General features: G+C 55.8%; 19 protein-coding genes. 17 read left to right on the top strand and 2 right to left on the bottom strand.

Going from position 1 to position 21,636, the window contains the following annotated elements; translation table 11 throughout:
- Positions 1–207: 207 nt before the first annotated feature.
- Both WA429_RS15325 and WA429_RS15330 read right to left on the bottom strand, forming a co-directional pair.
- Positions 208–2,169, bottom strand: a complete 1,962-nt coding sequence (locus WA429_RS15325; RefSeq protein WP_287466501.1) for an FAD-dependent oxidoreductase — start codon at positions 2,167–2,169, stop codon at positions 208–210.
- A 1-nt stretch (position 2,170) separates the two neighbouring features.
- Positions 2,171–3,007, bottom strand: a complete 837-nt coding sequence (locus WA429_RS15330) for an alpha/beta hydrolase (RefSeq protein WP_287466500.1) — start codon at positions 3,005–3,007, stop codon at positions 2,171–2,173.
- Positions 3,008–3,212: 205 nt separating this feature from the next.
- On the opposite strand from WA429_RS15330, the gene WA429_RS15335 reads away from it, so the two are divergent.
- The 17 genes from WA429_RS15335 (at position 3,213) to WA429_RS15415 (ending at position 21,604) form a co-directional block, all read left to right on the top strand.
- Positions 3,213–5,507 (top strand): bifunctional salicylyl-CoA 5-hydroxylase/oxidoreductase, encoded by a 2,295-nt coding sequence (locus WA429_RS15335; protein WP_287466499.1) that lies wholly within the window; start codon positions 3,213–3,215, stop codon positions 5,505–5,507.
- A 6-nt stretch (positions 5,508–5,513) separates the two neighbouring features.
- Positions 5,514–6,272 carry an SDR family NAD(P)-dependent oxidoreductase gene (locus WA429_RS15340; RefSeq protein WP_114113810.1) on the top strand — a complete coding sequence of 253 codons (759 nt, stop codon included), beginning with the start codon at positions 5,514–5,516 and terminating at the stop codon, positions 6,270–6,272.
- The gene (locus WA429_RS15345) at positions 6,269–6,769 is read left to right on the top strand and encodes a MarR family winged helix-turn-helix transcriptional regulator (protein ID WP_068518469.1); all 501 of its coding nucleotides are present in this window, start codon (positions 6,269–6,271) and stop codon (positions 6,767–6,769) included. The genes WA429_RS15340 and WA429_RS15345 overlap by 4 nt, the downstream gene beginning before the upstream one ends.
- Positions 6,762–7,574, top strand: a complete 813-nt coding sequence (locus WA429_RS15350) for an enoyl-CoA hydratase family protein (RefSeq protein WP_068518468.1) — start codon at positions 6,762–6,764, stop codon at positions 7,572–7,574. The genes WA429_RS15345 and WA429_RS15350 overlap by 8 nt, the downstream gene beginning before the upstream one ends.
- Positions 7,574–8,728, top strand: a complete 1,155-nt coding sequence (locus WA429_RS15355; RefSeq protein ID WP_287466498.1) for an acyl-CoA dehydrogenase family protein — start codon at positions 7,574–7,576, stop codon at positions 8,726–8,728. The genes WA429_RS15350 and WA429_RS15355 overlap by 1 nt, the downstream gene beginning before the upstream one ends.
- 22 nt (positions 8,729–8,750) lie before the next feature.
- Positions 8,751–10,376 (top strand): AMP-binding protein, encoded by a 1,626-nt coding sequence (locus WA429_RS15360; protein ID WP_287466497.1) that lies wholly within the window; start codon positions 8,751–8,753, stop codon positions 10,374–10,376.
- Positions 10,373–11,566 carry a kynureninase gene (gene kynU / locus WA429_RS15365; RefSeq protein ID WP_287466496.1) on the top strand — a complete coding sequence of 398 codons (1,194 nt, stop codon included), beginning with the start codon at positions 10,373–10,375 and terminating at the stop codon, positions 11,564–11,566. The genes WA429_RS15360 and kynU overlap by 4 nt, the downstream gene beginning before the upstream one ends.
- A 2-nt stretch (positions 11,567–11,568) precedes the next feature.
- A complete protein-coding gene (gene kynA / locus WA429_RS15370; protein WP_287466495.1) occupies positions 11,569–12,414 on the top strand; it encodes a tryptophan 2,3-dioxygenase in 846 nt (281 codons plus the stop codon).
- A gap of 137 nt (positions 12,415–12,551) precedes the next feature.
- Positions 12,552–13,691: an ABC transporter substrate-binding protein gene (locus WA429_RS15375; protein ID WP_101247813.1), complete on the top strand. Its 1,140-nt coding sequence runs from the start codon at positions 12,552–12,554 to the stop codon at positions 13,689–13,691.
- A 78-nt stretch (positions 13,692–13,769) separates the two neighbouring features.
- Positions 13,770–14,687 (top strand): branched-chain amino acid ABC transporter permease, encoded by a 918-nt coding sequence (locus tag WA429_RS15380; RefSeq protein WP_068518462.1) that lies wholly within the window; start codon positions 13,770–13,772, stop codon positions 14,685–14,687.
- 1 nt (position 14,688) lies between these two features.
- The gene (locus tag WA429_RS15385; protein WP_068518461.1) at positions 14,689–15,675 is read left to right on the top strand and encodes a branched-chain amino acid ABC transporter permease; all 987 of its coding nucleotides are present in this window, start codon (positions 14,689–14,691) and stop codon (positions 15,673–15,675) included.
- A complete protein-coding gene (locus WA429_RS15390) occupies positions 15,668–16,417 on the top strand; it encodes an ABC transporter ATP-binding protein (protein WP_068518460.1) in 750 nt (249 codons plus the stop codon). The genes WA429_RS15385 and WA429_RS15390 overlap by 8 nt, the downstream gene beginning before the upstream one ends.
- A 1-nt stretch (position 16,418) precedes the next feature.
- Positions 16,419–17,108, top strand: a complete 690-nt coding sequence (locus WA429_RS15395) for an ABC transporter ATP-binding protein (RefSeq protein WP_101247815.1) — start codon at positions 16,419–16,421, stop codon at positions 17,106–17,108.
- A gap of 1 nt (position 17,109) precedes the next feature.
- Entirely contained in the window at positions 17,110–17,541 is a 432-nt protein-coding gene (locus tag WA429_RS15400; RefSeq protein ID WP_068518458.1) for an acyl-CoA thioesterase, read from the top strand.
- Entirely contained in the window at positions 17,534–17,929 is a 396-nt protein-coding gene (locus tag WA429_RS15405; RefSeq protein ID WP_068518457.1) for a RidA family protein, read from the top strand. The genes WA429_RS15400 and WA429_RS15405 overlap by 8 nt, the downstream gene beginning before the upstream one ends.
- Positions 17,930–18,158: 229 nt before the next feature.
- Entirely contained in the window at positions 18,159–19,610 is a 1,452-nt protein-coding gene (locus WA429_RS15410) for a sigma-54-dependent transcriptional regulator (protein WP_287466494.1), read from the top strand.
- Complete coding sequence (locus WA429_RS15415) at positions 19,607–21,604, top strand: HAMP domain-containing sensor histidine kinase (protein WP_287466493.1); 1,998 nt, start codon at positions 19,607–19,609, stop codon at positions 21,602–21,604. Before WA429_RS15410 ends, WA429_RS15415 begins: the two co-directional genes overlap by 4 nt.
- Positions 21,605–21,636: the final 32 nt, after the last annotated feature.

Here is a 21,636-nt window from a genome sequence, read left to right on the forward strand (position 1 = left end):
CTGCGCTCATAACTTGAAGGCTGAAGCTGTGAAGAAATCGCTCCAGTGGAGCGATTTTAAGCTGAAGGTCGAGCACGACCGTCAGGTCGCGCGCAGACTGCGCTATCGCCCCTTCGTCAAATCTTACCGCTGCCTGTTTGCAGGTTCTTTGCAAAGACAAGAGACAAGAGCAGCCAGAACCAAATCCCGTTGCCGTCGCCGCAATCCCTACTTGTCAGAGCGCGTCAAAAACATGGGCCCGCCCTTATGTCTTGGGAAGCCATAGCCATTGACCATCACAACGTCGATGGCATCCGGGCTGTTGGCGATGCCTTCGCTCAGGATCTTGTCGCCTTCATTGCGCATGGCCGCGAGGATGGTGTCGATGATTTCATCGTGGGAAAAGTCGCGGCGTGTGATGCTCTTCTTTTCTGACTCGGCAATGACCAGCGCATCGACTTCCGGGTCCGGCTGGGCTTTGCCATGTTCGTCATAACGATACCATCCAAGGCCGTTCTTTTTGCCAAAACGTCCCATTTCGCACAGGTAATCACCCAGTGCGACATAGCGTTCTGCCGGATCACGGAAGGGGGCAAGGCGTTTGCGCGTGGCCCAGGAAATTTCGAGACCAGCCATATCCTGCATGGCAAAAAGGCCCATCGGGAAGCCAAATTCGACCATGGCAGCATCGATCTGATGGGGAAGGGCACCGTCTTCGAGCATATATTCGCAATGCTTGCGATAGGCCGACATGATGCGATTGCCAATAAAGCCGTCACAGACGCCGGATGGAACGGCAATTTTGCCAAGAGCACGGCCAAAGGCAAAGGCGGTCGCAAGGCTTTTGGCATCGGCCTGCTTGGTTCGGACGATTTCAAGTAGCTTCATGATATGGGCGGGCGAGAAGAAATGAAGCCCGATCACGCGCCCAGGATTAACGCATTTTGCCGCGATTTCGTTGATATCAAGATAGGACGTGTTGGATGCCAGAACCGCATCGGGTTTGCAATGAAGGGACAGTTTGCCAAACACGTCGTGCTTGACCGCCATATCTTCAAAGACGGCTTCAACCACCAGATCGGCCGAAGCCAGGGCCGCATAGTCCGTACTGGTTGAAAGGGCAGCCATCAACTGATCAAAGCGGTCCTGAGTGATCAATCCGCGCTTGAGGCTTCCTGAAAGATGCTTTTCGACCGTGTTGCGGCCATTCGCACAGGCATCTTCATTGCGTTCGATGATCGTGACCTTAAAGCCCGCAAGCAGGGATGCGGTTGCAATGCCCGCCCCCATGATGCCGCCGCCGATCACGCCGACATCGGTAATGGGTGCGGGATCGACACCGGAAAGCTCGGGCAATTTGCCAACCGAACGTTCGGCAAAGAAGATGTGGCGAAGCGCCTTTGACTGATCGCTGTCGCGCAGTTTGACAAAAGTTTGACGCTCATAAGCAAGACCGTCTTTGGCGCCCTTTTCAAGGCCGGTACGCAGGACGTCAATGGCCGCAAGCGGTGCAATCTGGCCGCGGGCGTTTTTACGGGCGGATGCGACAATGTCGTCCCATGCGGAACTGTCGGGTACATCGACCGGCGGACGATCAACAAGGGCGACCGGCATCTCCCGATCAAGGATCGTCTGGGCAAAGTCCTTGGCGGCATCAAGCAGCGCGCCGTGGCAAATCGCATCGATCAGGCCAATTTCGTTGGCCTTGGTGCTTGAAACAGGTTTGCCGGACGTGATGATGTTGATGGTCTCAGTCACAGGGACCAGACGGGGCAGGCGAACAGTGCCGCCCGCACCGGGGATCAGGCCAAGATTGACTTCCGGAAGGCCAAGCTTGGCCGATTTGTCTGCAATCCGGTAATGACATCCCAGCGCGACTTCGAGCCCGCCGCCAAGGGCATGACCGTGAATGGCGGCAATAACCGGTTTGGTTGCTGCTTCGAGCCGTTTGATCACATCGGGAAGGATCGGGTCTTTGGGCGGTTGACCAAATTCCGTCACATCGGCCCCGGCGATAAAGGTTTTGCCGCCACAGATCAGGATCGCGATCCGGATGGCCGGATCATGATCGACTTGATCAAGGGCATCAACGATGCCGGCCCGCACCGGATGGCTGGTGGCGTTGATCGGCGGGTTGTTGATTGTGATGATGCCGATATGGTCTTCACGGGTCAGGGTGACGGTGGTCATATCAGTCATCCTCCCCGCTGATCGGTGTCAAAAGGCAGGCCGTCAGATCAGACTCGGGATCGGCAAGATCGGCAATGACATCGAAATGATGCTTGTCCGGGGCATGAACCGAACGGGTCGATGCGCCAAGCCCGGTCCAGATATTGGCAAGCAAATCATTCTGGCGGACAAATTCCGGACGTTCATCGGCACCAACCCAGCAGGTGATCGAGCAGGGCAGGGCTGGTTTGAGAAGGGCTGCACTTTCGGTTGCCGCTTCTTCTTCATCAAGGCCCAAGACATCATTCATCGACGTGTTCAAAAGCGGTCGCAAATCATGCAGGCCGGAAATTGACACCGTGTTTTCAACCCGTGCCATAACACCGGGTGCTAAGGGCGAGGTGTTTGAAACCATCCGGCTGACAAGATGCCCGCCCGCCGAATGTCCGGTCAGGTGAATGGGACCAGATATGCGGCCCGCAACATGATTGATTGCCAAGGCAACCTGTCGGGTGATCTGGGACAGGCGGGCATCGGGTGCGAGCGTATAGCTTGGCAGGCAAACAGCCCAACCCTTGGCGACCGCACCATTGGCAAGATGCGACCAGCTTGATTTGTCAAAGGCCTTCCAATAACCGCCATGAACGAAAACGACCAGGCCCTTTGGGGCGCCGACAGGCAGGAACAGATCGTATTTTTCGCGATCAGCCGTACCATAGGGAACATCAAGTTCGGCTCGGCCATCGGCAATCAGGGCATCGCGGAACCGGGAGGATTGTTCAGCCCACATGCCCGGAAAGGATCCGGCATCGGCAATATGGTCGCCATTGGCATAAGCATCATCCCAGTCGGTAATCATGTGACTTCTTCCCTGATATTCGATGTGGTGGCGGTTCGGTCCCGCGGTCAAAGGCGGGCTTGCGCATTCTGGTTATAGGACAAATTCTAGGCAACTTCACAGATATTTCAAACTTAAAATATTTGTGCTTGAAATAAAACAGAACGAGGCGTACCGTTTTATCAGTTTCCCGAAACAACCAAACAAATCAGGAAGGGAAAAGCTGGTGAGAGTAGCTTGTCTGGGTGGCGGTCCTGCGGGACTTTATTTTGCAATCTCGATGAAATTGCGCGATCCCGCCAATGAGGTGGTGGTGATTGAACGCAACAAGCCCGATGACACATTCGGCTGGGGCGTGGTGCTGTCTGACGAGACGCTGGATAACTTGGCCGAAAATGATGCCAAAAGTGCCGAGGCCATTCGTGCCAACTTTTCCTATTGGGATGATGTTGCGGTTCAGTATCGCGGCGAAAAGACTGTTTCGACCGGTCATGGTTTCTGCGGTATTGGCCGCAAAAAGCTTCTGATCCTGCTTCAGCAACGTGCGCGTGAACTTGGTGTTGAATTGCGGTTCGAGACCGAGGCCGAAAGTGCGGCAAGCTATGCCAAGGAATTTGATCTTGTGGTTGCCAGCGACGGGTTGAATTCCAAAACCCGCAGCGAGTTTGCCGATCAGTTCCAGCCCGATATTGATACCCGCAAATGCAAGTTTGTCTGGCTGGGCACGCATCAGAAGTTCGACGATGCCTTTACCTTCATCTTCGAACAGACCGACAAGGGCTGGGTCTGGGCGCACGCCTATCAGTTTGATGACGAAACCGCGACTTTTATTGTCGAATGCTCGCAGGAAACCTGGGACGCATATGGCTTTGGCGAGATGTCCAAGGAAGAGTCGATCGCAACCTGCGAGGCGATTTTCAAGGATCATCTTGGTGGTCATGCCCTGATCAGCAATGCCCATCATATTCGTGGTTCGGCCTGGCTGAGTTTCCCGCGCGTTCTGTGCAAAAGCTGGTCCCATGAAAATATCGTCCTGATGGGCGATGCCGCTGCGACCGCGCATTTTTCGATCGGGTCGGGAACCAAGCTTGCGCTTGAAAGTGCGATTGCGCTGGCCAATTACCTGCATTCCGAGCCCGATCTGAAATCGGCCTTTGGCAAGTATGAGGACGAACGCCGTCTTGAGGTGCTGCGCCTGCAGTCAGCTGCGCGCAACTCGATGGAATGGTTCGAAGAGATCGAACGTTACTTTGATTTTGACCCGGTCCAGTTCACCTATTCTCTTTTGACCAGATCGCAACGTATCAGCCACGAAAACCTGCGCATGCGCGATGCCAAATGGCTGGAAGGTGCGGAAAGCTGGTTCCAGCGCAAGGCAGGATTGCCGGCATCCGAACCGGTCCGTCACCCGATGTTTGTGCCGTTCAAACTGCGCGATATGGAACTGAAAAACCGCATCGTTGTTTCCCCGATGGCGCAATACAAGGCCGTTGATGGTTGCCCGACCGACTGGCATCTGATCCATTATGCCGAACGTGCCAAGGGCGGTGCGGGGCTGGTTTATACCGAAATGACCTGTGTCTCGGCCGATGGCCGGATCACGCCGGGCTGCCCGGGTGTTTATGATGGTGCCCATGAAGCGGCCTGGAAACGGATCACCGATTTCGTGCATGGCGAAACAGATGCGAAAATCTGCATGCAGATCGGTCATTCCGGACGCAAGGGGTCAACCCAACTGGGTTGGGAAGAAATGGATGCGCCGTTAAAAGACGGCAACTGGCCGCTTTTGTCGGCATCCGCCATTGCCTGGTCGGATCGCAATGCGGTTCCCAAGGCCATGACGCGCGAAGATATGGATACGGTCCGTGACCAGTTCGTTGCCGGGGCCAAAATGGCCGACCGCGCCGGATTTGACATGATCGAAGTCCATGCCGCGCACGGGTATCTTCTGTCATCCTTCATCAGCCCGGTCAGCAACACGCGTGATGATGAATATGGCGGATCGCTTGAAAACCGGATGCGTTACCCGCTTGAAGTCATCAATGCCGTGCGTGCGGCCTGGCCTACCAACAAGCCGATGTCGGTGCGTATTTCGGCCAATGACTGGGTCGGGGATGCCGGGGTCACACCCGAAGAAGCGGTTGAGATTGCCCGCATTCTTCAGGCCAATGATGTTGATATTTGCGACGTTTCGGCCGGTCAGACGACAAAGGATGCGCGCCCGGTTTATGGCCGCATGTTCCAGACGCCGTTTTCTGATCGTATCCGCAACGAAGCCAAAATGGCGACCATGGCAGTTGGCAATATTTACGAACCCGATCACGTCAATTCGATCCTGATGGCGGGGCGTGCGGATCTTGTCTGTCTGGCTCGTCCGCATCTGGCCGATCCGTACTGGACGCTGCATCAGGCAGCCCAGCTTGGCAATCGCACCGAAAACTGGCCGGCCCCTTATTATGCCGGGCGTGATCAGATGTGGCGTCTTTCTGAGCGGGCCGATGTCATGACCGGAAAGGTGTAATTCGTGATGGGTGATCTTGCCATTCAGCGTGCATTGATAACCGGGGGCGGTTCAGGTGTCGGGGCGGTTATGGCCCGGATGCTGGCCGATGCCGGGGTCAAGGTTGCCGTTTCAGGCCGCCGGACCGATGTTCTGGCCGAGGTCGCCCAGCATGACAACATCATGGCGATCGCAGCAGACGTTACCGATGAAACATCTGTGCGCGACATGTTCACCACCATGGTCGAAACCATGGGGGCGCCCGATCTGGTGATTGCCAATGCCGGTATGGCCGAAAGTGCACCGGTCGGCAAAATGTCGGTCGATCTTTGGAAACGCACCATTGATGTCAATCTGACCGGCACGTTTCTGACCTTCCGCGAAGGGCTTGCCGTGATGGACAAGGCCAAGCCGGGGCGACTGATTTCGATTGCCTCGACCGCGGGGCTTAAAGGTTATGCCTATGTCACGGCCTATTGCGCGGCAAAGCATGGCGTTGTCGGCCTGATAAAGGGGATGGCCGTTGAACTTGCCAGCAGCCCGATCACCGTCAATGCGGTTTGCCCGGGCTTTATGGAAACACCGATGCTTGAAAAGTCGGTGGCAAACATCGTTGCGAAAACCGGCATGACCCGTGATCAGGCCCGCGCAAGCCTTGCCAAAATCAATCCGCAGAACCGGTTCATTCAACCAGACGAGGTTGCTGAAACCGTGATGTGGCTGTGCAGCCCGAATGCGGGATCGATCACCGGCCAGACGATTTCGGTGTCGGGAGGAGAAGCATGAATATGAACAAATCCGAAAATGCCACCGGACCGGGCGGAAACGAAACGTCTGATATCTCCAAGGCGCGCCTGCGGGCCTGGCTGCAAATCCTGAAAGTGTCGCGCAAGATCGAAGGCGAACTTCGCGAAAAAATGCGGGTCGAGTTCGGATCGACCTTGCCGCGCTTTGATGTGTTGGCCGCCCTTTATCGCGAACGCGATGGCATGCGCATGAGCGAACTTTCAAAATCGCTGATGGTTTCGAACGGCAATGTCACCGGCATCGTGGACCGGCTTGTGGCAGAGGGACTGGTGGTCCGCCTGCCGGTCGAAAATGATCGCCGGGCATCCATCGTACGCCTGACCGAGGCAGGCGAAAAGGATTTCGCCGAACGCGCATTGGTTCATGAAAGCTGGGTTTCCGATCTGTTTTCCGATCTGTCGTCATCGGATGCCGATGCCCTTATTCGTATTCTTCGCACCATCTCCCACCATAACGAGGCGCCCCACCATGACTAGGATGGCCAACATCACACCGACCCATTTCAATTGGCGTATGGAAGGCGACGTTGCCGTCATTTCACTGGACCGGCCGGATCGTAAAAACCCGCTGACCTTTGAAAGCTATGCCGAGCTTCGCGATACGTTCCGCGATCTCGTCTATGCCGATGACGTCAAGGCCGTGGTGTTCGGATCAAACGGTGGCAATTTCTGCTCTGGCGGGGATGTGCATGACATTATCGGTCCGCTGATCAAAAAGGACATGAAGGGCCTTCTGGAATTCACCCGCATGACCGGTGATCTGGTCAAGGCGATCATTGGCTGTGGCAAGCCGGTGATTGCGGCTGTGGATGGCGTTTGTGTGGGTGCGGGGGCAATCATTGCCATGGCATCCGACCTGCGTCTGGCAACCGCAGCATCCAAAACGGCCTTCCTGTTTACCCGTGTCGGTCTTGCCGGATGCGATATGGGCGCATGTGCGATCCTGCCGCGCATCATCGGTCAGGGCCGTGCCGCCGAACTTCTTTATACCGGTCGTTCCATGTCGGCCGAGGAAGGCGAACGGTGGGGGTTCTATAACCGTCTGGTCGAAGCCGATGTTCTCGAAGCAGAAGCCATCGCCCTTGCCACCCGTATTTCCCAGGGCCCGAATTTCGGTCACATGATGACCAAAACCATGCTGGCCCAGGAATGGAACATGTCGATTGAACAGGCCATCGAGGCCGAAGCACAGGCGCAGGCGATCTGCATGCAGACCGAAGATTTCAACCGCGCCTACAAGGCCTTTGTCGCCAAGGAAAAACCGGTGTTTGAGGGCAATTGATGGCTGATACATCCTACCTTGACTGGCCGTTTTTCGAAGATCGCCACCGTGAACTGGCGACGCGTCTTGATGCATGGGCATCGGCCAACCTTGATGGCATTGATCATGGTGATGTCGATGCCGCGTGTCGGGATCTTGTGGGGCGTCTTGCCGGGGGCGAATGGCTTCGCCATGCCGCGATTGATGGCACTGATCCCAATTCGAAACTGGATGTCCGATCGCTGTGCCTGATCCGCGAGACACTGGCACGCTATGACGGTCTGGCCGATTTCGCATTTGCAATGCAGGGCTTGGGGAGTGGCGCGATCTCCTTGTTTGGAACGGAAGCCCATCAGAGGGAGTGGCTTCCAAAAGTACGTTCCGGCAAGGGGATCGCTGCCTTTGCCCTGACCGAACCAAAGTCGGGATCAGACGTTGCCAATATCGCCCTGGATGCCCGGCGCGATGGCGATGACTTTGTTCTGAATGGTGAGAAAACCTGGATTTCCAATGGTGGCATTGCCGATTTCTATTGCGTTTTTGCGCGCACCGGCGAAGCACCCGGGGCAAAGGGGCTTTCGGCCTTTGTGATCCCGGCCGGTATTCCCGGGTTTGAAATTGCCGAACGTTTGCACACCATTGCCCCGCATCCGCTTGCACGGCTGAAATTTACCGATTGCCGTATACCGGCCTCAAGCCTGATCGGCAAGGGCGGGGATGGTTTCAAGATCGCCATGTCGGTGCTTGATGTTTTCCGTTCGACCGTTGCGGCGGCGGCCCTTGGCTTTGCGCGGCGTGCCCTTGATGAAACCATCACGCGGGTTCAGGAACGCGAACTGTTTGGCGCGCCGTTATTTGATCTTCAGATGGTGCAGGGACATGTCGCGGACATGGCACTTGATATCGATGCGTCGGCACTTCTGGTTTATCGGGCCGCGTGGTTGAAAGACAATGGTGCCGCCCGCGTCAGCCGCGAAGCGGCGATGGCCAAACTTTATTCCACCGATCATGCACAAACCGTCATAGACAAGGCGGTGCAAATTCATGGCGGCGATGGTGTGCGCAGTGGCCACATCGTTGAATCGCTTTACCGGGAAATTCGCGCCCTTCGCATTTATGAAGGCGCATCCGACGTCCAGAAAATAATCATCGCACGGCAAACGCTGGCGCAATAATGGCTGTATCAGGGACTTCACAATGCTCGGACCAACCGCACATACCGATAGCTTCACCCGGGACAAGCTCCCGCCGCTCAATGAATGGCCGGAAATCAATCTGGATGGGTTCGACTATCCCGAATATCTGAATGCCGGTGTTGAGCTGACCGATAAAATGGTCGAACAGGGTTTTGGGGATAACACCGCCCTGATCGGCAATGGTCGCCAGCGTACCTATAAGGAACTGGCTGACTGGACCAACCGCATTGCCCATGCGCTGGTCGAAGATTACGGCCTCAAGCCCGGCAACCGCATTCTGATCCGTTCGGCCAACAACCCGGCAATGGTGGCCTGCTGGCTGGCGGCGACCAAAGCCGGCGCGGTTGTGGTCAATACCATGCCGATGCTGCGTGCCGGCGAATTGGGTCAGATTGTCGATAAGGCCGAAATTGAATTTGCCCTTTGCGATACGCGTCTGATGGATGAACTGGTGGCCTGCGCCAAGGACAGCAAGTTCCTGAAAAAGGTCATCGGGTTTGATGGCACGGCCAATCATGATGCCGAACTTGATCGCATTGCCCTGACCAAATCGGTCAAGTTCGAGGCGGTTAAAACCGGGCGTGACGATGTGGCATTGCTTGGTTTTACGTCGGGCACCACCGGCAGCCCCAAAGCCACCATGCATTTCCACCGTGATCTTCTGATCATTGCGGATGGCTATGCCAAGGAAGTGCTCAATGTGACGCCCGATGATGTGTTTGTCGGTTCGCCGCCGCTTGCCTTTACCTTTGGTCTGGGCGGGCTTGCGATCTTCCCGCTGCGTTTCGGGGCAACGGCGACACTGCTTGAAAAGGCATCCCCGCCCAACATGATCGAAATCATCGAAACCTATAAGGCGACGGTGTGCTTTACCGCCCCGACCGCCTATCGGGTGATGCTTTCGGCGATGGATGACGGGGCGGATCTTTCATCCTTGCGTGCCGCTGTTTCGGCCGGTGAAACGCTTCCGGCCCCGGTCTATGAGGCATGGATGGCCAAAACCGGAAAGCCGATGCTTGATGGCATTGGCGCGACCGAGATGCTCCATATCTTTATTTCCAACCGCTTTGGCGACAGCCACCCGGCCTGTACCGGGCGTCCGGTTTCCGGGTATGAGGCCAAGATCGTCGATCATGACATGAACGAAGTGCCGGTTGGCACGGTCGGGCGTCTTGCCGTGCGTGGTCCGACGGGGTGTCGTTATCTGGATGATGTTCGTCAGGCCGTCTATGTCCGCGATGGCTGGAACCTGACCGGGGATGCGTTCTTTGTCGATGAAAAGGGCTATTACCATTTCGCGGCGCGCAATGACGATATGATCGTTTCATCGGGCTATAACATTGCCGGTCCCGAAGTCGAAGCGGCGCTTCTGTCCCACGCGGCCGTGGCAGAATGTGCCGTGATCGGTGCCCCCGATGAAGAACGCGGCACCATCGTTCAGGCCCATATCGTTCTGGCGGACGGTTTCCTCCCGACACCCGAGATGGCCAAACTGCTTCAGGATCATGTAAAAGCGACGATCGCGCCGTTCAAATATCCGCGCTCCGTCGTCTTTATCGAGACACTGCCAAAAACCGCGACTGGAAAAATCCAGCGCTTCAGACTGAAACAGGAAATGTCTGCATGACCGACTTTGCCGCCACCAAATCCCTGTTCCATATCCCCAAAGGTGTGATTTACCTTGACGGGAACTCGCTTGGCGTGCTGCCGAAAACGGCTGCAAACCGCGCCAAGGCGATGATCGAGGATGAATGGGGGGAAATGCTTATCCGTGGCTGGAACGAAGCCAAATGGATGGAGCAACCCGAACGTGTCGGCAATCTTGTCGCACGTTTGATCGGGGCGGCACCCGGTACGGTCGTGATGGGCGATACCCTGTCGATCAAGGTCTATCAGGCCTTGGCAAGTGCGCTTGAAATGCGCCCGGATCGCAAGGTTGTTGTTTCTGATAACGGCAACTTCCCGACCGATCTTTATATGGCCGATGGCCTGATCAAAAGTCTGGATAAGGGGCATGTTCTTAAAACCCCAAATCCCGAAGATGTCGAAAGCCTGATCAACGAAGATCTGGCTGTGCTGATGCTGACCCAGGTGGATTATCGCACGGGCCGCATGCATGACATGAAACGCATCACCGAACTTGCGCATGCTGCGGGTGCCCTGGTGATCTGGGATCTTGCCCATTCGGCTGGTGCGGTGCCGGTTGATCTGGCCGGGTGCAATGCCGATTTCGCAGTGGGATGTACTTATAAATATCTCAATGGCGGTCCCGGTGCGCCGGCCTTTATCTATGTCCGTCCCGATCATGCCAAGATTGCCCGTCCGGCATTGTCGGGCTGGCTTGGTCATGCCGCCCCCTTTGCCTTTGACCCGGATTACACCCCGGCACCCGGTGTGTCGCGCATGCGGGTTGGCACCCCGCCGGTGATCCAGATGACAGTTCTGGAAGAAGCAATGAAGGCATGGGACGGCGTTGAAATGGCCGATATCCGTGCACGCAGCATCGAACTTTGTGAACAATTCATCGCCGGGGTCGAGGCAAGCTGCCCGATGCTCGAACTTGCAAGCCCGCGTGATGCCGCAAACCGTGGATCACAGGTGTCGTTCAGGTTTGATCAGGGCTATGCGGTGATGCAGGCATTGATCGCACGCGGGGTGATTGGTGATTTCCGTGCCCCTGATGTGATCCGTTTTGGCTTTACCCCGCTTTATATCGACAATGCCGATGTTGATGGTGCGGTCAAAATCCTTGCTGAAATCATGGAAACCCGGGCTTGGGACAAGCCGGAATTTCACAAACGCAATGCGGTGACCTGATCATGGCAAAACCGACCACCCCCTATGATCCCGGCACCGAAGGTGCCCGCACGGATTTCTCCGATCAGATGTCCTATGGGGATTATCTGTCCCTTGATGCGATCCTGACCGCTCAGCATCCGCAATCGGATGCCCATGACGAATTGCTGTTCATCATTCAGCACCAGACATCCGAACTTTGGATGAAACTGGCGATCCGCGAAATTGCGGCTGCGCGCAAGGCCATTCGGGGTGGGGATTTGCGCCCGGCCTTTAAAATGCTGGCCCGTGTGTCGCGGATTTTCGAACAGCTTAATAACGCATGGGACGTTTTGCGCACCATGACGCCAAGTGACTATACGACGTTCCGTGATGCGCTTGGCCCGTCTTCTGGGTTCCAGTCCTATCAGTATCGTCAGATCGAATTCATGCTGGGCAATCGCAATCACGCGATGTTGCGCCCGCATGCACATCGCGAAGACATCATGGAAATGCTCAAGGCCGAACTGGCAACGCCAAGCCTGTATGACGCGGCGCTTAATCTTGTCGCGGGCGAGGGGATTGATATTCCCGATCATATTCTGAACCGCGATGTTTCGGCCCCTTATACGCCAGATGATGCGGTGATTGCCGCCTGGCACAAGGTTTACAGCGATCCGGCAAAGCACTGGTCGCTTTATGAACTGGCTGAAAAGCTGGTCGATTTCGAAGATTACTTCCGTCGCTGGCGCTTTAACCATGTGACCACGGTCGAACGCGTTATTGGTTTCAAACGCGGGACCGGCGGAACCGGTGGTGTCAGTTATCTTAAGAAAATGCTGGAAGTAGAACTGTTTCCGGAACTCTGGCGGGTGCGAACCACGCTTTGAGGATGGACGGACCCGATGCAAATACTGCAAGATCAGGGGCAGGCATCAGGTTCACGAAAACCACGACGCAAAAAGACATAAATGTCGTGGGATCAACGTGTTGCTAAATGAAAAATCGTATTAACACGGAGGCTTTAATGAAGGGTATCAAGACAACCATCGCAGCAGTTGCTGCTTTGCTTGCAGCCGGGTCGGCGCACGCTGATCCGGTCAAGGTCGGCATGATCACGACGCTTTCGGGTGGCGGTGCCGGTCTGGGGATCGATGCACGTGACGGCTTTATGCTGGCTGTCAAACAGGCAAACAATCCGGACCTGCAGGTCGTGATCGAAGACGATCAGCGCAAACCGGACGTTGCGGTTCAGCTGGCTGACAAAATGATCCAGCAGGAAAAGGTTGATGTTCTGACCGGTATCATCTGGTCGAACCTGGCCATGGCGGTTGTACCGTCCGCAGTTGCACAGGACAAAATCTATCTGTCGGTCAACGCTGCCCCGTCGCAGCTTGCCGGCAAAGGCTGCAACAAAAACTATTTCAGCGTTTCCTATCAGAACGACAACCTGCATGAAGCAGCCGGTGGCTATGCATCAAGTGCCGGTTACCAGAAGGCCTTCATTCTTGCGCCGAACTATCCGGCCGGTAAGGACTCGCTGGCTGGTTTCAAACGCTTCTTCATGGGTGATATCGCCGAAGAAGTTTACACCAAGCTTGGCCAGACCGACTATGCCGCCGAAATCGCACAGATCCGTGCATCGGGTGCAGATAGTGTCTTCTTCTTCCTTCCGGGCGGCATGGGCATCGCCTTCATGAAACAGTACGCCCAGTCCGGTGTTGATATTCCGCTGATCGGTCCGGCATTCTCGATGGATCAGGGCATTCTCGGCGCGGTTGGTGACGCAGCACTTGGTGTGAAAAACACCTCGAACTGGTCAAAAGACATCGACAACCCGACGAATGCGGCATTCGTTGAAACCTTCCAGGCCGAATACGGTCGCCTGCCGTCGCTTTATGCATCCTATGGCTTTGACACGGCAAACCTGCTGCTCTCAGCAATGGGCAAGGCAAGCATTTCCGATAAGGAAGCGTTCCGTGACGCCCTGCGTTCTGCCGATTTCAATTCGGTGCGTGGCAACTTCATCTTTGGCCCGAACCAGCACCCGATTCAGGACATCTATGTTCGTGAAGTCGTGAAGGAAGGTGACGTTCTGACCAACAAGATCGTTGGTGTCGCCCTTAAAGACCACTCTGACGCCTATGCGTCGGAATGCTCGATGTAATGACGAGCTGACAAGACGGTGGGGGCCGGTCACGGTCAATGACCGGTCCCCGACCACCTTGTGACGGAGTTTCCAATAATGTTCTCTCTTTTTCTGGAGCAGCTGTTAAACAGCCTTCAGTCCGGTCTGATGCTGTTTTTGATGGCATCGGGGCTGACGCTGGTTTTCGGTGTGATGGGGCTGATTAACCTTGCCCACGGCTCGCTCTATATGGTTGGTGCGTTTGCCTGTGCTGCTGTTGCGGCCTGGACCGGCTCATTCTGGCTTGGTCTTGTTGCAAGTCTGATGGCCGCTGCACTTGCCGGTGTTCTGGTTGAAATGCTGATTATTCGCCGCTTGTATAACCGTGATCATCTTGATCAGGTGTTGGCGACTTTTGCCCTTATTTTGGTTTTTTCCGAAGGGACCCGCTGGCTTTTCGGTTCCTTCCCGCTTTTCCTGAGCGTCCCTGATATCCTGACCGGTACGGTCGTTCTGCCCGGCGCGCTTGAATATCCGATTTTCCGTCTGGCGATCATTATTGCCGGGCTTCTGGTTGCGGTCGGCCTGTTCCTTTTGATTGGCAAGACCCGTCTTGGGGTGCGCATCCGCGCGGGTGAGGCAGATCGTGGCATGATCGCTGCCCTCGGGGTCAATATCGACCGTCTTTATACGGTTGTCTTTGCGCTCGGCGCGGCGTTGGCCGGGCTTGCCGGTGCCTTTGTCGGCACGACCCAGTCGGTTCAGGTCGGCATGGGTGAACCCGTGCTTATTCTGGCCTTTGTCGTGATTGTTATTGGCGGTATCGGCTCGATCAAGGGCGCGCTGGTTGGATCGCTTCTGGTCGGGTTTACCGACACGATGGGGCGTTTCCTGTTGCCGCATGCCTTTGCCACCTTCCTTGATCCGTCAAGTGCGACGGCAATCGGGTCGGCACTTGCATCCATGTTGATTTATATCGTGATGGCGCTGGTTCTGTTCCTGCGTCCAAGCGGTTTGTTCGGGACGGAAGCCTGATATGACCATGAACCGCGAAACACTTATCAATTCCATTCTGGCCATTGCACTTGTGGCTGTGCCGCTGATTGCGATGGGGATGGATGAACCCTTTATCATTACCCTTGCAACCAAGGTGGCGATCTTTGCCATGGCCGGGGTCGGACTTAACCTTGTTCTTGGTTTTGGCGGCCTTGTGTCATTCGGTCATGCGGCGTTCTTTGGCATCGGCGGCTATGCGGCGGGCATTCTTGCCAGTCATGCGCTCAATTATGAACCGATCATGGAAAGCCCGTTCCTGATCGAAGGCACCACCCAGATGATTGTGATCTGGATCGTGGCCCTTGTGGTATCGGCCCTTGTTGCGCTGGCGATCGGGGCGATCACGCTTCGGACCAGTGGTGTCTATTTCATCATGATCACCCTGGCCTTTGCCCAGATGATCTATTACTTCGCCATTTCCTGGCCGGCTTATGGCGGCGAAGACGGATTGTCGATCTATGTGCGCAATGGCTTCCCGGGGCTCAATACCCTGGATCCGATCAGCTTCTTTGCCCTTTGCGCGGTGATGCTGGGGATTGTCATGCTGTTTTCGGCAGTTCTGATCCGGTCACGCTTTGGTCTTGCCCTTCAGGGCGCGCGCCAGAATGCGCAACGCATGACGGCGGTGGGCATTGCGCCGTTCCGTATCCGTCTGGTTGCCTTTGTGATTTCGGCAATGATTACCGCCCTTGCCGGGGCGCTATATGCCGATCTTAACCGCTTTGTCAGTCCGACCATGCTGTCCTGGCATATGTCGGGCGAAATCATGATCTTTGTCATTCTGGGCGGGGTTGGACGTCTGTTTGGTCCGCTGGCCGGTGCGGCACTTTATATCATTCTCGAACATCTGCTTGGCGGTGTCTGGGAATTCTGGCAACTGCCGCTTGGTGTGTTGTTGCTGATTGTGGTGCTGTTTGCCCGCGGTGGTTTGGTCGGTGTTCTGGCCGGGGAGCGTAAACATGCCTGATGCCATTCTTTCGCTTTCAAACATCACCAAACAGTTCGGATCGTTACTTGCCAGTGATGATGTGACCCTTGATCTGCGTCCCGGTGAAATTCATGCCCTGATCGGTCCGAACGGGGCGGGTAAATCGACCCTGATCAAACAGATCGCGGGCGAAATCCAATCTGACAGCGGTAACATTCATTTCGATGGTCAGCTGATCAACGAATTTGATGCAGTTGCCCGCTCGCGCATGGGCCTTGCCCGAACATTTCAGGTGTCCTCCCTGATGCCGGAATTCTCGGTTCTGCAAAATGTGATGCTGGCGCGCCAGTCGGTCAGTGGAAAGGTATTTCGCTTTTTCCGCCCGGTTCTTGGTGACAAATCACTTGTCGAACCGGCCATGGCACAGCTTGAACGTGTTGGTCTTGCCGATCGTGCGCAGATGCGTGCGGCCGATATTTCGCATGGCGAACGCCGTCAGCTTGAAATGGCCGTGGCCCTTGCCCTTGAACCCAAGGCGTTCCTTCTCGATGAACCGATGGCCGGTATGGGGCCGGAAGGTTCCAAACGCCTGACCGGGTTCCTTGATGGTTTGCGTGCGCAGGCCCCGATCCTTCTGGTCGAACATGACATGGATGCGGTCTTTGCGCTCGCCGACCGGATTTCGGTTCTGGTCTATGGCCGGATTATCGCGACCGGGACGGTCGATGAAATCCGCGGCAACGAAGATGTCAAACGTGCCTATCTCGGGGAGGAAGCCTGACATGACTGCACTTCTCGAACTTAGCGGCGTGACCGCCTTTTACGGCGCATCGCAGGCGCTTTTTGGCATTGATTTGACGCTCAATGAGGGCGAGGCAGTTGCCCTTATGGGCCGTAACGGCATGGGCAAGACCACCACGATCAAAACCATCTGTCGCATGATGGAACATCGTGATGGTTCGATCCGTTTTGCCGGTCATGATCTTGCGAAAATGCCATCGCATAAGGCCGCCCGCCTTGGCCTTGGTCTGGTGCCCGAAGGGCGCCGGTGCTTTGCCCGCCTCAGTGTGACTGAAAACCTGATTGCCGCGGCCCGTCCCGGGGAATGGGATTTTGACAAGGTCGCCGAACTGTTCCCGCGCCTTGCCGAACGGCGCGATCAAAAGGCCATGACCCTTTCAGGCGGTGAACAGCAGATGCTGGCCATCGGGCGCGCATTGATGACCAATCCGCGCTTGCTGATCCTGGATGAAGCAACCGAGGGGCTGGCCCCCGTGGTGCGTCAGGAAATCTGGGCGGCGATCAATCAGCTCAAACAATCGGGTCTGACCATCCTTGTGGTCGATAAGTCGCTTAAGGAACTTTCCGGGGTGGCTGATCGCTATGTCGTCGTTGAAAAGGGCGTTACCGCCTGGACCGGTGCGGTGAACGAACTGACCGACGATCTGGCCGACCGGTATCTGGGGGTCTGATATGGCTGTTTTCACCTATCGGCAGAAAGTCCTGTTTCAACATTGCGACCCGGCGGGGATTGTCTTTTATCCGCGCTATTTCGAAATGGTGAACGCGACGGTCGAAGAATGGTTTGACGCGGTCATCGGATGCGGGTTTCCGACCATGCATGGCCCGATGCAGGCCGCCGTTCCGACGGCGGGGCTGACCATCGCCTTTACCGCGCCAAGCATGTTGGGTGATCAGCTGGAATTTCGTCTGGAACCGATCCGGATCGGACGATCAAGTCTTGAGCTGGAAATCGCAGCTTTCGCAGGTGACGAGCAACGCCTGAAAACAACGGTAACACTGGTCTTTACCAAAAAAGGGGCCGGAAAGTCAGTGGCCTGGCCAGATGATTTGCGTGCCAAAATCGAAAAAGAAATCAATCAAGTGGTAGAAAACAATGCATAAAATCGTTCAGCCAGACGGATGGAAAGAGCCCAAGGGATATGCAAACGGTGTCCTTGCACAAGGTGCCACCCTGTATATCGGCGGACAAATTGGCTGGAACGAAGATCAGGTCTTCGTTGCCAAGGACTTTGTCGGACAGATGGAACAGGCGCTTAAAAACATTGCCGCTGTTCTTGATGCGGCGGGCGGCAAGCCCGAACATCTGACCCGCCTGACCTGGTATGTCACCGACAAACAGGAATATCTCGCCAAGCAGCGCGAAGTTGGCCGTGCGTATCGCGATGTTCTTGGCAAGAATTTCCCGGCCATGACCATGGTCGTGGTCAGCGCCCTTGTCGAAGACGAAGCCCTGCTTGAAATCGAAGCCACGGCGGTTATTCCGAACTAGTTAACCCGGGTAATTCAACCAGATAGTGATGCAAAAGGCGGCTTTAAGGCCGCCTTTTGTGATTTCTGGAAACATTTGCAAATATCGCAAAGCCTTGCGAACCGGCGGGGTTCGGGGGCAGGGGGCGACGTTTTGCATTTCATGTATAGCTGCACTAAGCTTTTGCGAACTGTACTCGACTGAGTAAGACCTATAATAAAAACAATAATAAGTTTCTGCGGAGGACGTCATGAGATCGACCGTTATGGGCGCATCGGACGGGACGGCGCCAACTGTTGGCAATGACACGGCTTTTAACGCGCCGGGACCGGAATTCGGTCCCTGGCTTGAAAAGGCATCAATTCTGATCGTCGATGACGAACCGGGCATGCGCAACTTTCTGGTCCGCACATTGGGCCCGCGCGCCAAACGGGTCGAAGAAGCCGCCGATTGCGAACAGGCAACCGCCTTGCTGGATCAGCACCATTTTGATGTCGTGATCCTTGATAACATCATGCCGGGCAAAAGCGGCGTCGAATGGCTGACCGAACAACGCGAAATCGGCTTCTTTTCCGACGCCATCCTGATGACGGCCTATGCCGATCTTGATACCGCGATCAAGGCCCTGCGCGCCGGGGCGGTTGATTTTGTTCTCAAACCTTTCCGGTCCAACCAGATTTTGAACGCGGTCGCCCGTTGCCTGGACCGGATGCGCCTGCGGCGTGAAAACCACGTATTGCGCCATGAATTGCGCGCAACATCCGATCACGTGCTGCTGCGTGACAAACTGATCGGCTATTCCCCGCAAATTCAGGAAATCCGCGAAACCATTGCGCGTGTGGCACCGCTTCCGACATCGATCCTGATTTCGGGACAAAGCGGTACGGGCAAGGAAGTCACCGCCCGTTCGCTGCATGCCCTGTCGGATCGCGCGCAAAAGCCGTTTGTGCCGATCAACTGTGCCGCCATTCCGTCCGAAATGATCGAGGCGGAGCTGTTTGGTCATGTCAAAGGTGCCTTTACCGGTGCACAGACGGCACGCGACGGTCTTTTCATGCATGCCCAGGGCGGCACCCTGTTTCTTGATGAAGTCGGCGAATTGTCACTGGCCACCCAAAGCAAGCTTTTGCGTGCAATCGAAAGTCGCCGTATCCGTCCGGTCGGGTCCGAACGCGAAGCGCCGGTCGATCTGCGCTTTATCTTTGCGACCAATGCCGATCTTGAGGCCGAAGTCGAAGCCGGGCGTTTCCGTGCCGATCTGTTTTACCGCATCAATGTCATGCATATCGAAATGCCGCCTTTGCGCGAACGCGGGGATGACGTGCTTGAACTGGCTGAATTGTTCATGACCAAATTGTCCAAACAGCTTGGCGTGCGCCAGGTCGCGATGGACAGTGCCGTGCGTGCCGGACTGACGCGCTATGACTGGCCGGGCAATGTGCGTGAATTGCGCAACCTGATTGAACGGACATTGATCCTTGGGCGGTTTCCCAACGAATTCCGCGACGAAACCGCCGATCACGGGGACCATGGCGATCAGGATACAGCGGTCGAAAGCGACGAAACCCTTGATGAAATGGAACGCCGTCACATTCTGGCGATGTTGCACAAAACCGGTGGCAACCGGAATGAAGCGGCCCGGCGGCTTGGCGTTTCGCGCAAGACGATCGACCGCAAATGCGCCAGCTGGGAACAGGAATGATACTGTTTTCCGGATCATCTGTTGATCGGCCAAAACGCACACGTTCTGTGCGCTTCAAGCTTTTGGCGATTGCGCTTTTGCCAACGCTTGTCATTTTGCCATTATTGCTTGGCGTGATGATGGTGCGCTGGAATTCCAAGTTTGATGCGCTGCTGACCTCGAAAGTCAGTGGCGATTTGACGATTGCCCATCAATATTTCACCCACATTCTTGATAATACCGGCGAACAGATCGCTGCCCTTGGACAATCTGTCGCCTTTCGCAATGTCCTGACTGCGGATGATCCCGATGCGCGGGCATCGCTTCTGGCGCAACGCAAACAGACGCTTGGTCTTGATTTTCTTTATCTTGCCGATGGCGGAACATCGGGACAAACGACGGGCGACTGGCCGGTCATTGCCAGCGCCTTTGCCGGGCGGTCATCAACCAGCATCGATATTTTCAGCAATACCGACCTGATGGGGTTTTCACCCGACCTTGCGGCACGGGCGCGCGTTGATCTGATTGATACGCCCAACGCGGTTCCGACCACGCGCAATGCCGAAACCCGCGGCATGGTGGTCCATTCGGCAAGTCCGGTTGAATTGCCATCGGGCAAACGGGCGGCCCTGGTCGGCGGGATATTGCTGAACCAGAATTTGGGCTTCATCGATACGATCAATGATCTTGTCTATCGTCAAAGCAGCCTGCCCGAAGGCAGTCAGGGGACCGCAACCCTGTTTCTTGATGATGTGCGCATCAGCACCAATGTCCGGCTGTTTGCCGACCGTCGTGCGCTGGGCACCCGTGTTTCAAGTGTCGTGCGCAAAACTGTTCTGGAAGACGGCCGGGTCTGGCTTGATCGCGCCTTTGTGGTCAATGACTGGTATATTTCGGCCTATGAACCGATCAAGGACAGCTTCGGCAAGCGGGTCGGGATGCTGTATGTCGGTTTCCTTGAGGCCCCGTTTGCCCAGACCAAATATGAAAGCCTTTTGATCCTGATCGGGGCATTTTTGTTTGTGGCGGCAATGTCGGTGCCGATCTTCCTGCGCTGGGCGCGCGGCATCTTCAAACCGCTTGAACGCATGGCCAACACCATCGGCCGGGTTGAAAGCGGTGATCTGTCGGCGCGAACCAACCTTGATCAGGTGCAGGACGAAATCACCCTGGTTGCCGATCATCTTGATGATCTGCTTGATCAGGTCCAGGAACGCGACAAACGTCTTCGTGCCTGGAATGATCAGCTCAATGCCCGGGTCGATGCGCGCACCCGCGAATTGCGCGATGCCAATCGGGCGCTTGAAACCACGACCAAACAGCTGATCATGTCCGAAAAACTGGCCGCGATCGGCGAAATTACCGCCGGTGTGGCCCATGAAATCAACAATCCGGTCGCCGTTCTTCAGGGCAATCTTGATGTGGTGCGTGATCTGCTTGGCGATCATGCAAAGATCGCCAATACGGAATTTCGCCTGATTGATGAACAGGTCAACCGGATCAATCTGATCGTGACCAAGCTTCTGCAATTTGCCAAACCCGAAGAATACGCAGGCTTTGTCGAACGTCACAGTGTCGCACAGGTGATTGATGACTGCATGCCGCTGGTTGCCCATCTGCTCAGCCGTGCCGATATCGAGGTCGTGCGCGAACATCAGTCAACCCGACTGGTTCTGATGAACCGGACCGAATTGCAGCAGGTGCTGGTCAATCTGATGGTCAATGCCCTGCACGCAATGCCGGACCGCGGCACATTGACCCTGATTGACGAAGACGCCGATCACGATGGCCGTCCGGGGATACGCATCACCGTGCGCGATACCGGCATTGGCATGAGCGAAGATGTCCTGAACCGGATTTTCGATCCGTTCTATACAACCAAGCGACAGCAGGGAACGGGTCTTGGTCTGTCGATCACCAAGACCCTGATTGATCGCCAGGGCGGCCGACTTGATGTTCAAAGCGCATCGCAAAAGGGCACAACCTTTACCATCTGGCTGCCCGAAGCAGGCTAGGGCAAAGCACGGCCACCGGTTTGCGGGCGTAA

It is taken from the genome of Thalassospira sp. CH_XMU1420-2 (assembly GCF_037029325.1).
GTDB lineage: Bacteria > Pseudomonadota > Alphaproteobacteria > Rhodospirillales > Thalassospiraceae > Thalassospira > Thalassospira povalilytica.

What these genes read in the sequence shown, in the direction of transcription:
- WA429_RS15325 (WP_287466501.1), bottom strand. Translation starts at nt 2,169, where the DNA reads ATGACCACCGTCACCCTGACCCGTGAAGACCATATCGGCATCATCACA.
- WA429_RS15330 (WP_287466500.1), bottom strand. Translation starts at nt 3,007, where the DNA reads ATGATTACCGACTGGGATGATGCTTATGCCAATGGCGACCATATTGCC.
- WA429_RS15340 (WP_114113810.1), top strand. Translation starts at nt 5,514, where the DNA reads ATGGGTGATCTTGCCATTCAGCGTGCATTGATAACCGGGGGCGGTTCA.
- WA429_RS15345 (WP_068518469.1), top strand. Translation starts at nt 6,269, where the DNA reads ATGAATATGAACAAATCCGAAAATGCCACCGGACCGGGCGGAAACGAA.
- WA429_RS15350 (WP_068518468.1), top strand. Translation starts at nt 6,762, where the DNA reads ATGACTAGGATGGCCAACATCACACCGACCCATTTCAATTGGCGTATG.
- WA429_RS15355 (WP_287466498.1), top strand. Translation starts at nt 7,574, where the DNA reads ATGGCTGATACATCCTACCTTGACTGGCCGTTTTTCGAAGATCGCCAC.
- WA429_RS15360 (WP_287466497.1), top strand. Translation starts at nt 8,751, where the DNA reads ATGCTCGGACCAACCGCACATACCGATAGCTTCACCCGGGACAAGCTC.
- kynU (WP_287466496.1), top strand. Translation starts at nt 10,373, where the DNA reads ATGACCGACTTTGCCGCCACCAAATCCCTGTTCCATATCCCCAAAGGT.
- kynA (WP_287466495.1), top strand. Translation starts at nt 11,569, where the DNA reads ATGGCAAAACCGACCACCCCCTATGATCCCGGCACCGAAGGTGCCCGC.
- WA429_RS15375 (WP_101247813.1), top strand. Translation starts at nt 12,552, where the DNA reads ATGAAGGGTATCAAGACAACCATCGCAGCAGTTGCTGCTTTGCTTGCA.
- WA429_RS15380 (WP_068518462.1), top strand. Translation starts at nt 13,770, where the DNA reads ATGTTCTCTCTTTTTCTGGAGCAGCTGTTAAACAGCCTTCAGTCCGGT.
- WA429_RS15385 (WP_068518461.1), top strand. Translation starts at nt 14,689, where the DNA reads ATGACCATGAACCGCGAAACACTTATCAATTCCATTCTGGCCATTGCA.
- WA429_RS15390 (WP_068518460.1), top strand. Translation starts at nt 15,668, where the DNA reads ATGCCTGATGCCATTCTTTCGCTTTCAAACATCACCAAACAGTTCGGA.
- WA429_RS15395 (WP_101247815.1), top strand. Translation starts at nt 16,419, where the DNA reads ATGACTGCACTTCTCGAACTTAGCGGCGTGACCGCCTTTTACGGCGCA.
- WA429_RS15400 (WP_068518458.1), top strand. Translation starts at nt 17,110, where the DNA reads ATGGCTGTTTTCACCTATCGGCAGAAAGTCCTGTTTCAACATTGCGAC.
- WA429_RS15405 (WP_068518457.1), top strand. Translation starts at nt 17,534, where the DNA reads ATGCATAAAATCGTTCAGCCAGACGGATGGAAAGAGCCCAAGGGATAT.
- WA429_RS15410 (WP_287466494.1), top strand. Translation starts at nt 18,159, where the DNA reads ATGAGATCGACCGTTATGGGCGCATCGGACGGGACGGCGCCAACTGTT.
- WA429_RS15415 (WP_287466493.1), top strand. Translation starts at nt 19,607, where the DNA reads ATGATACTGTTTTCCGGATCATCTGTTGATCGGCCAAAACGCACACGT.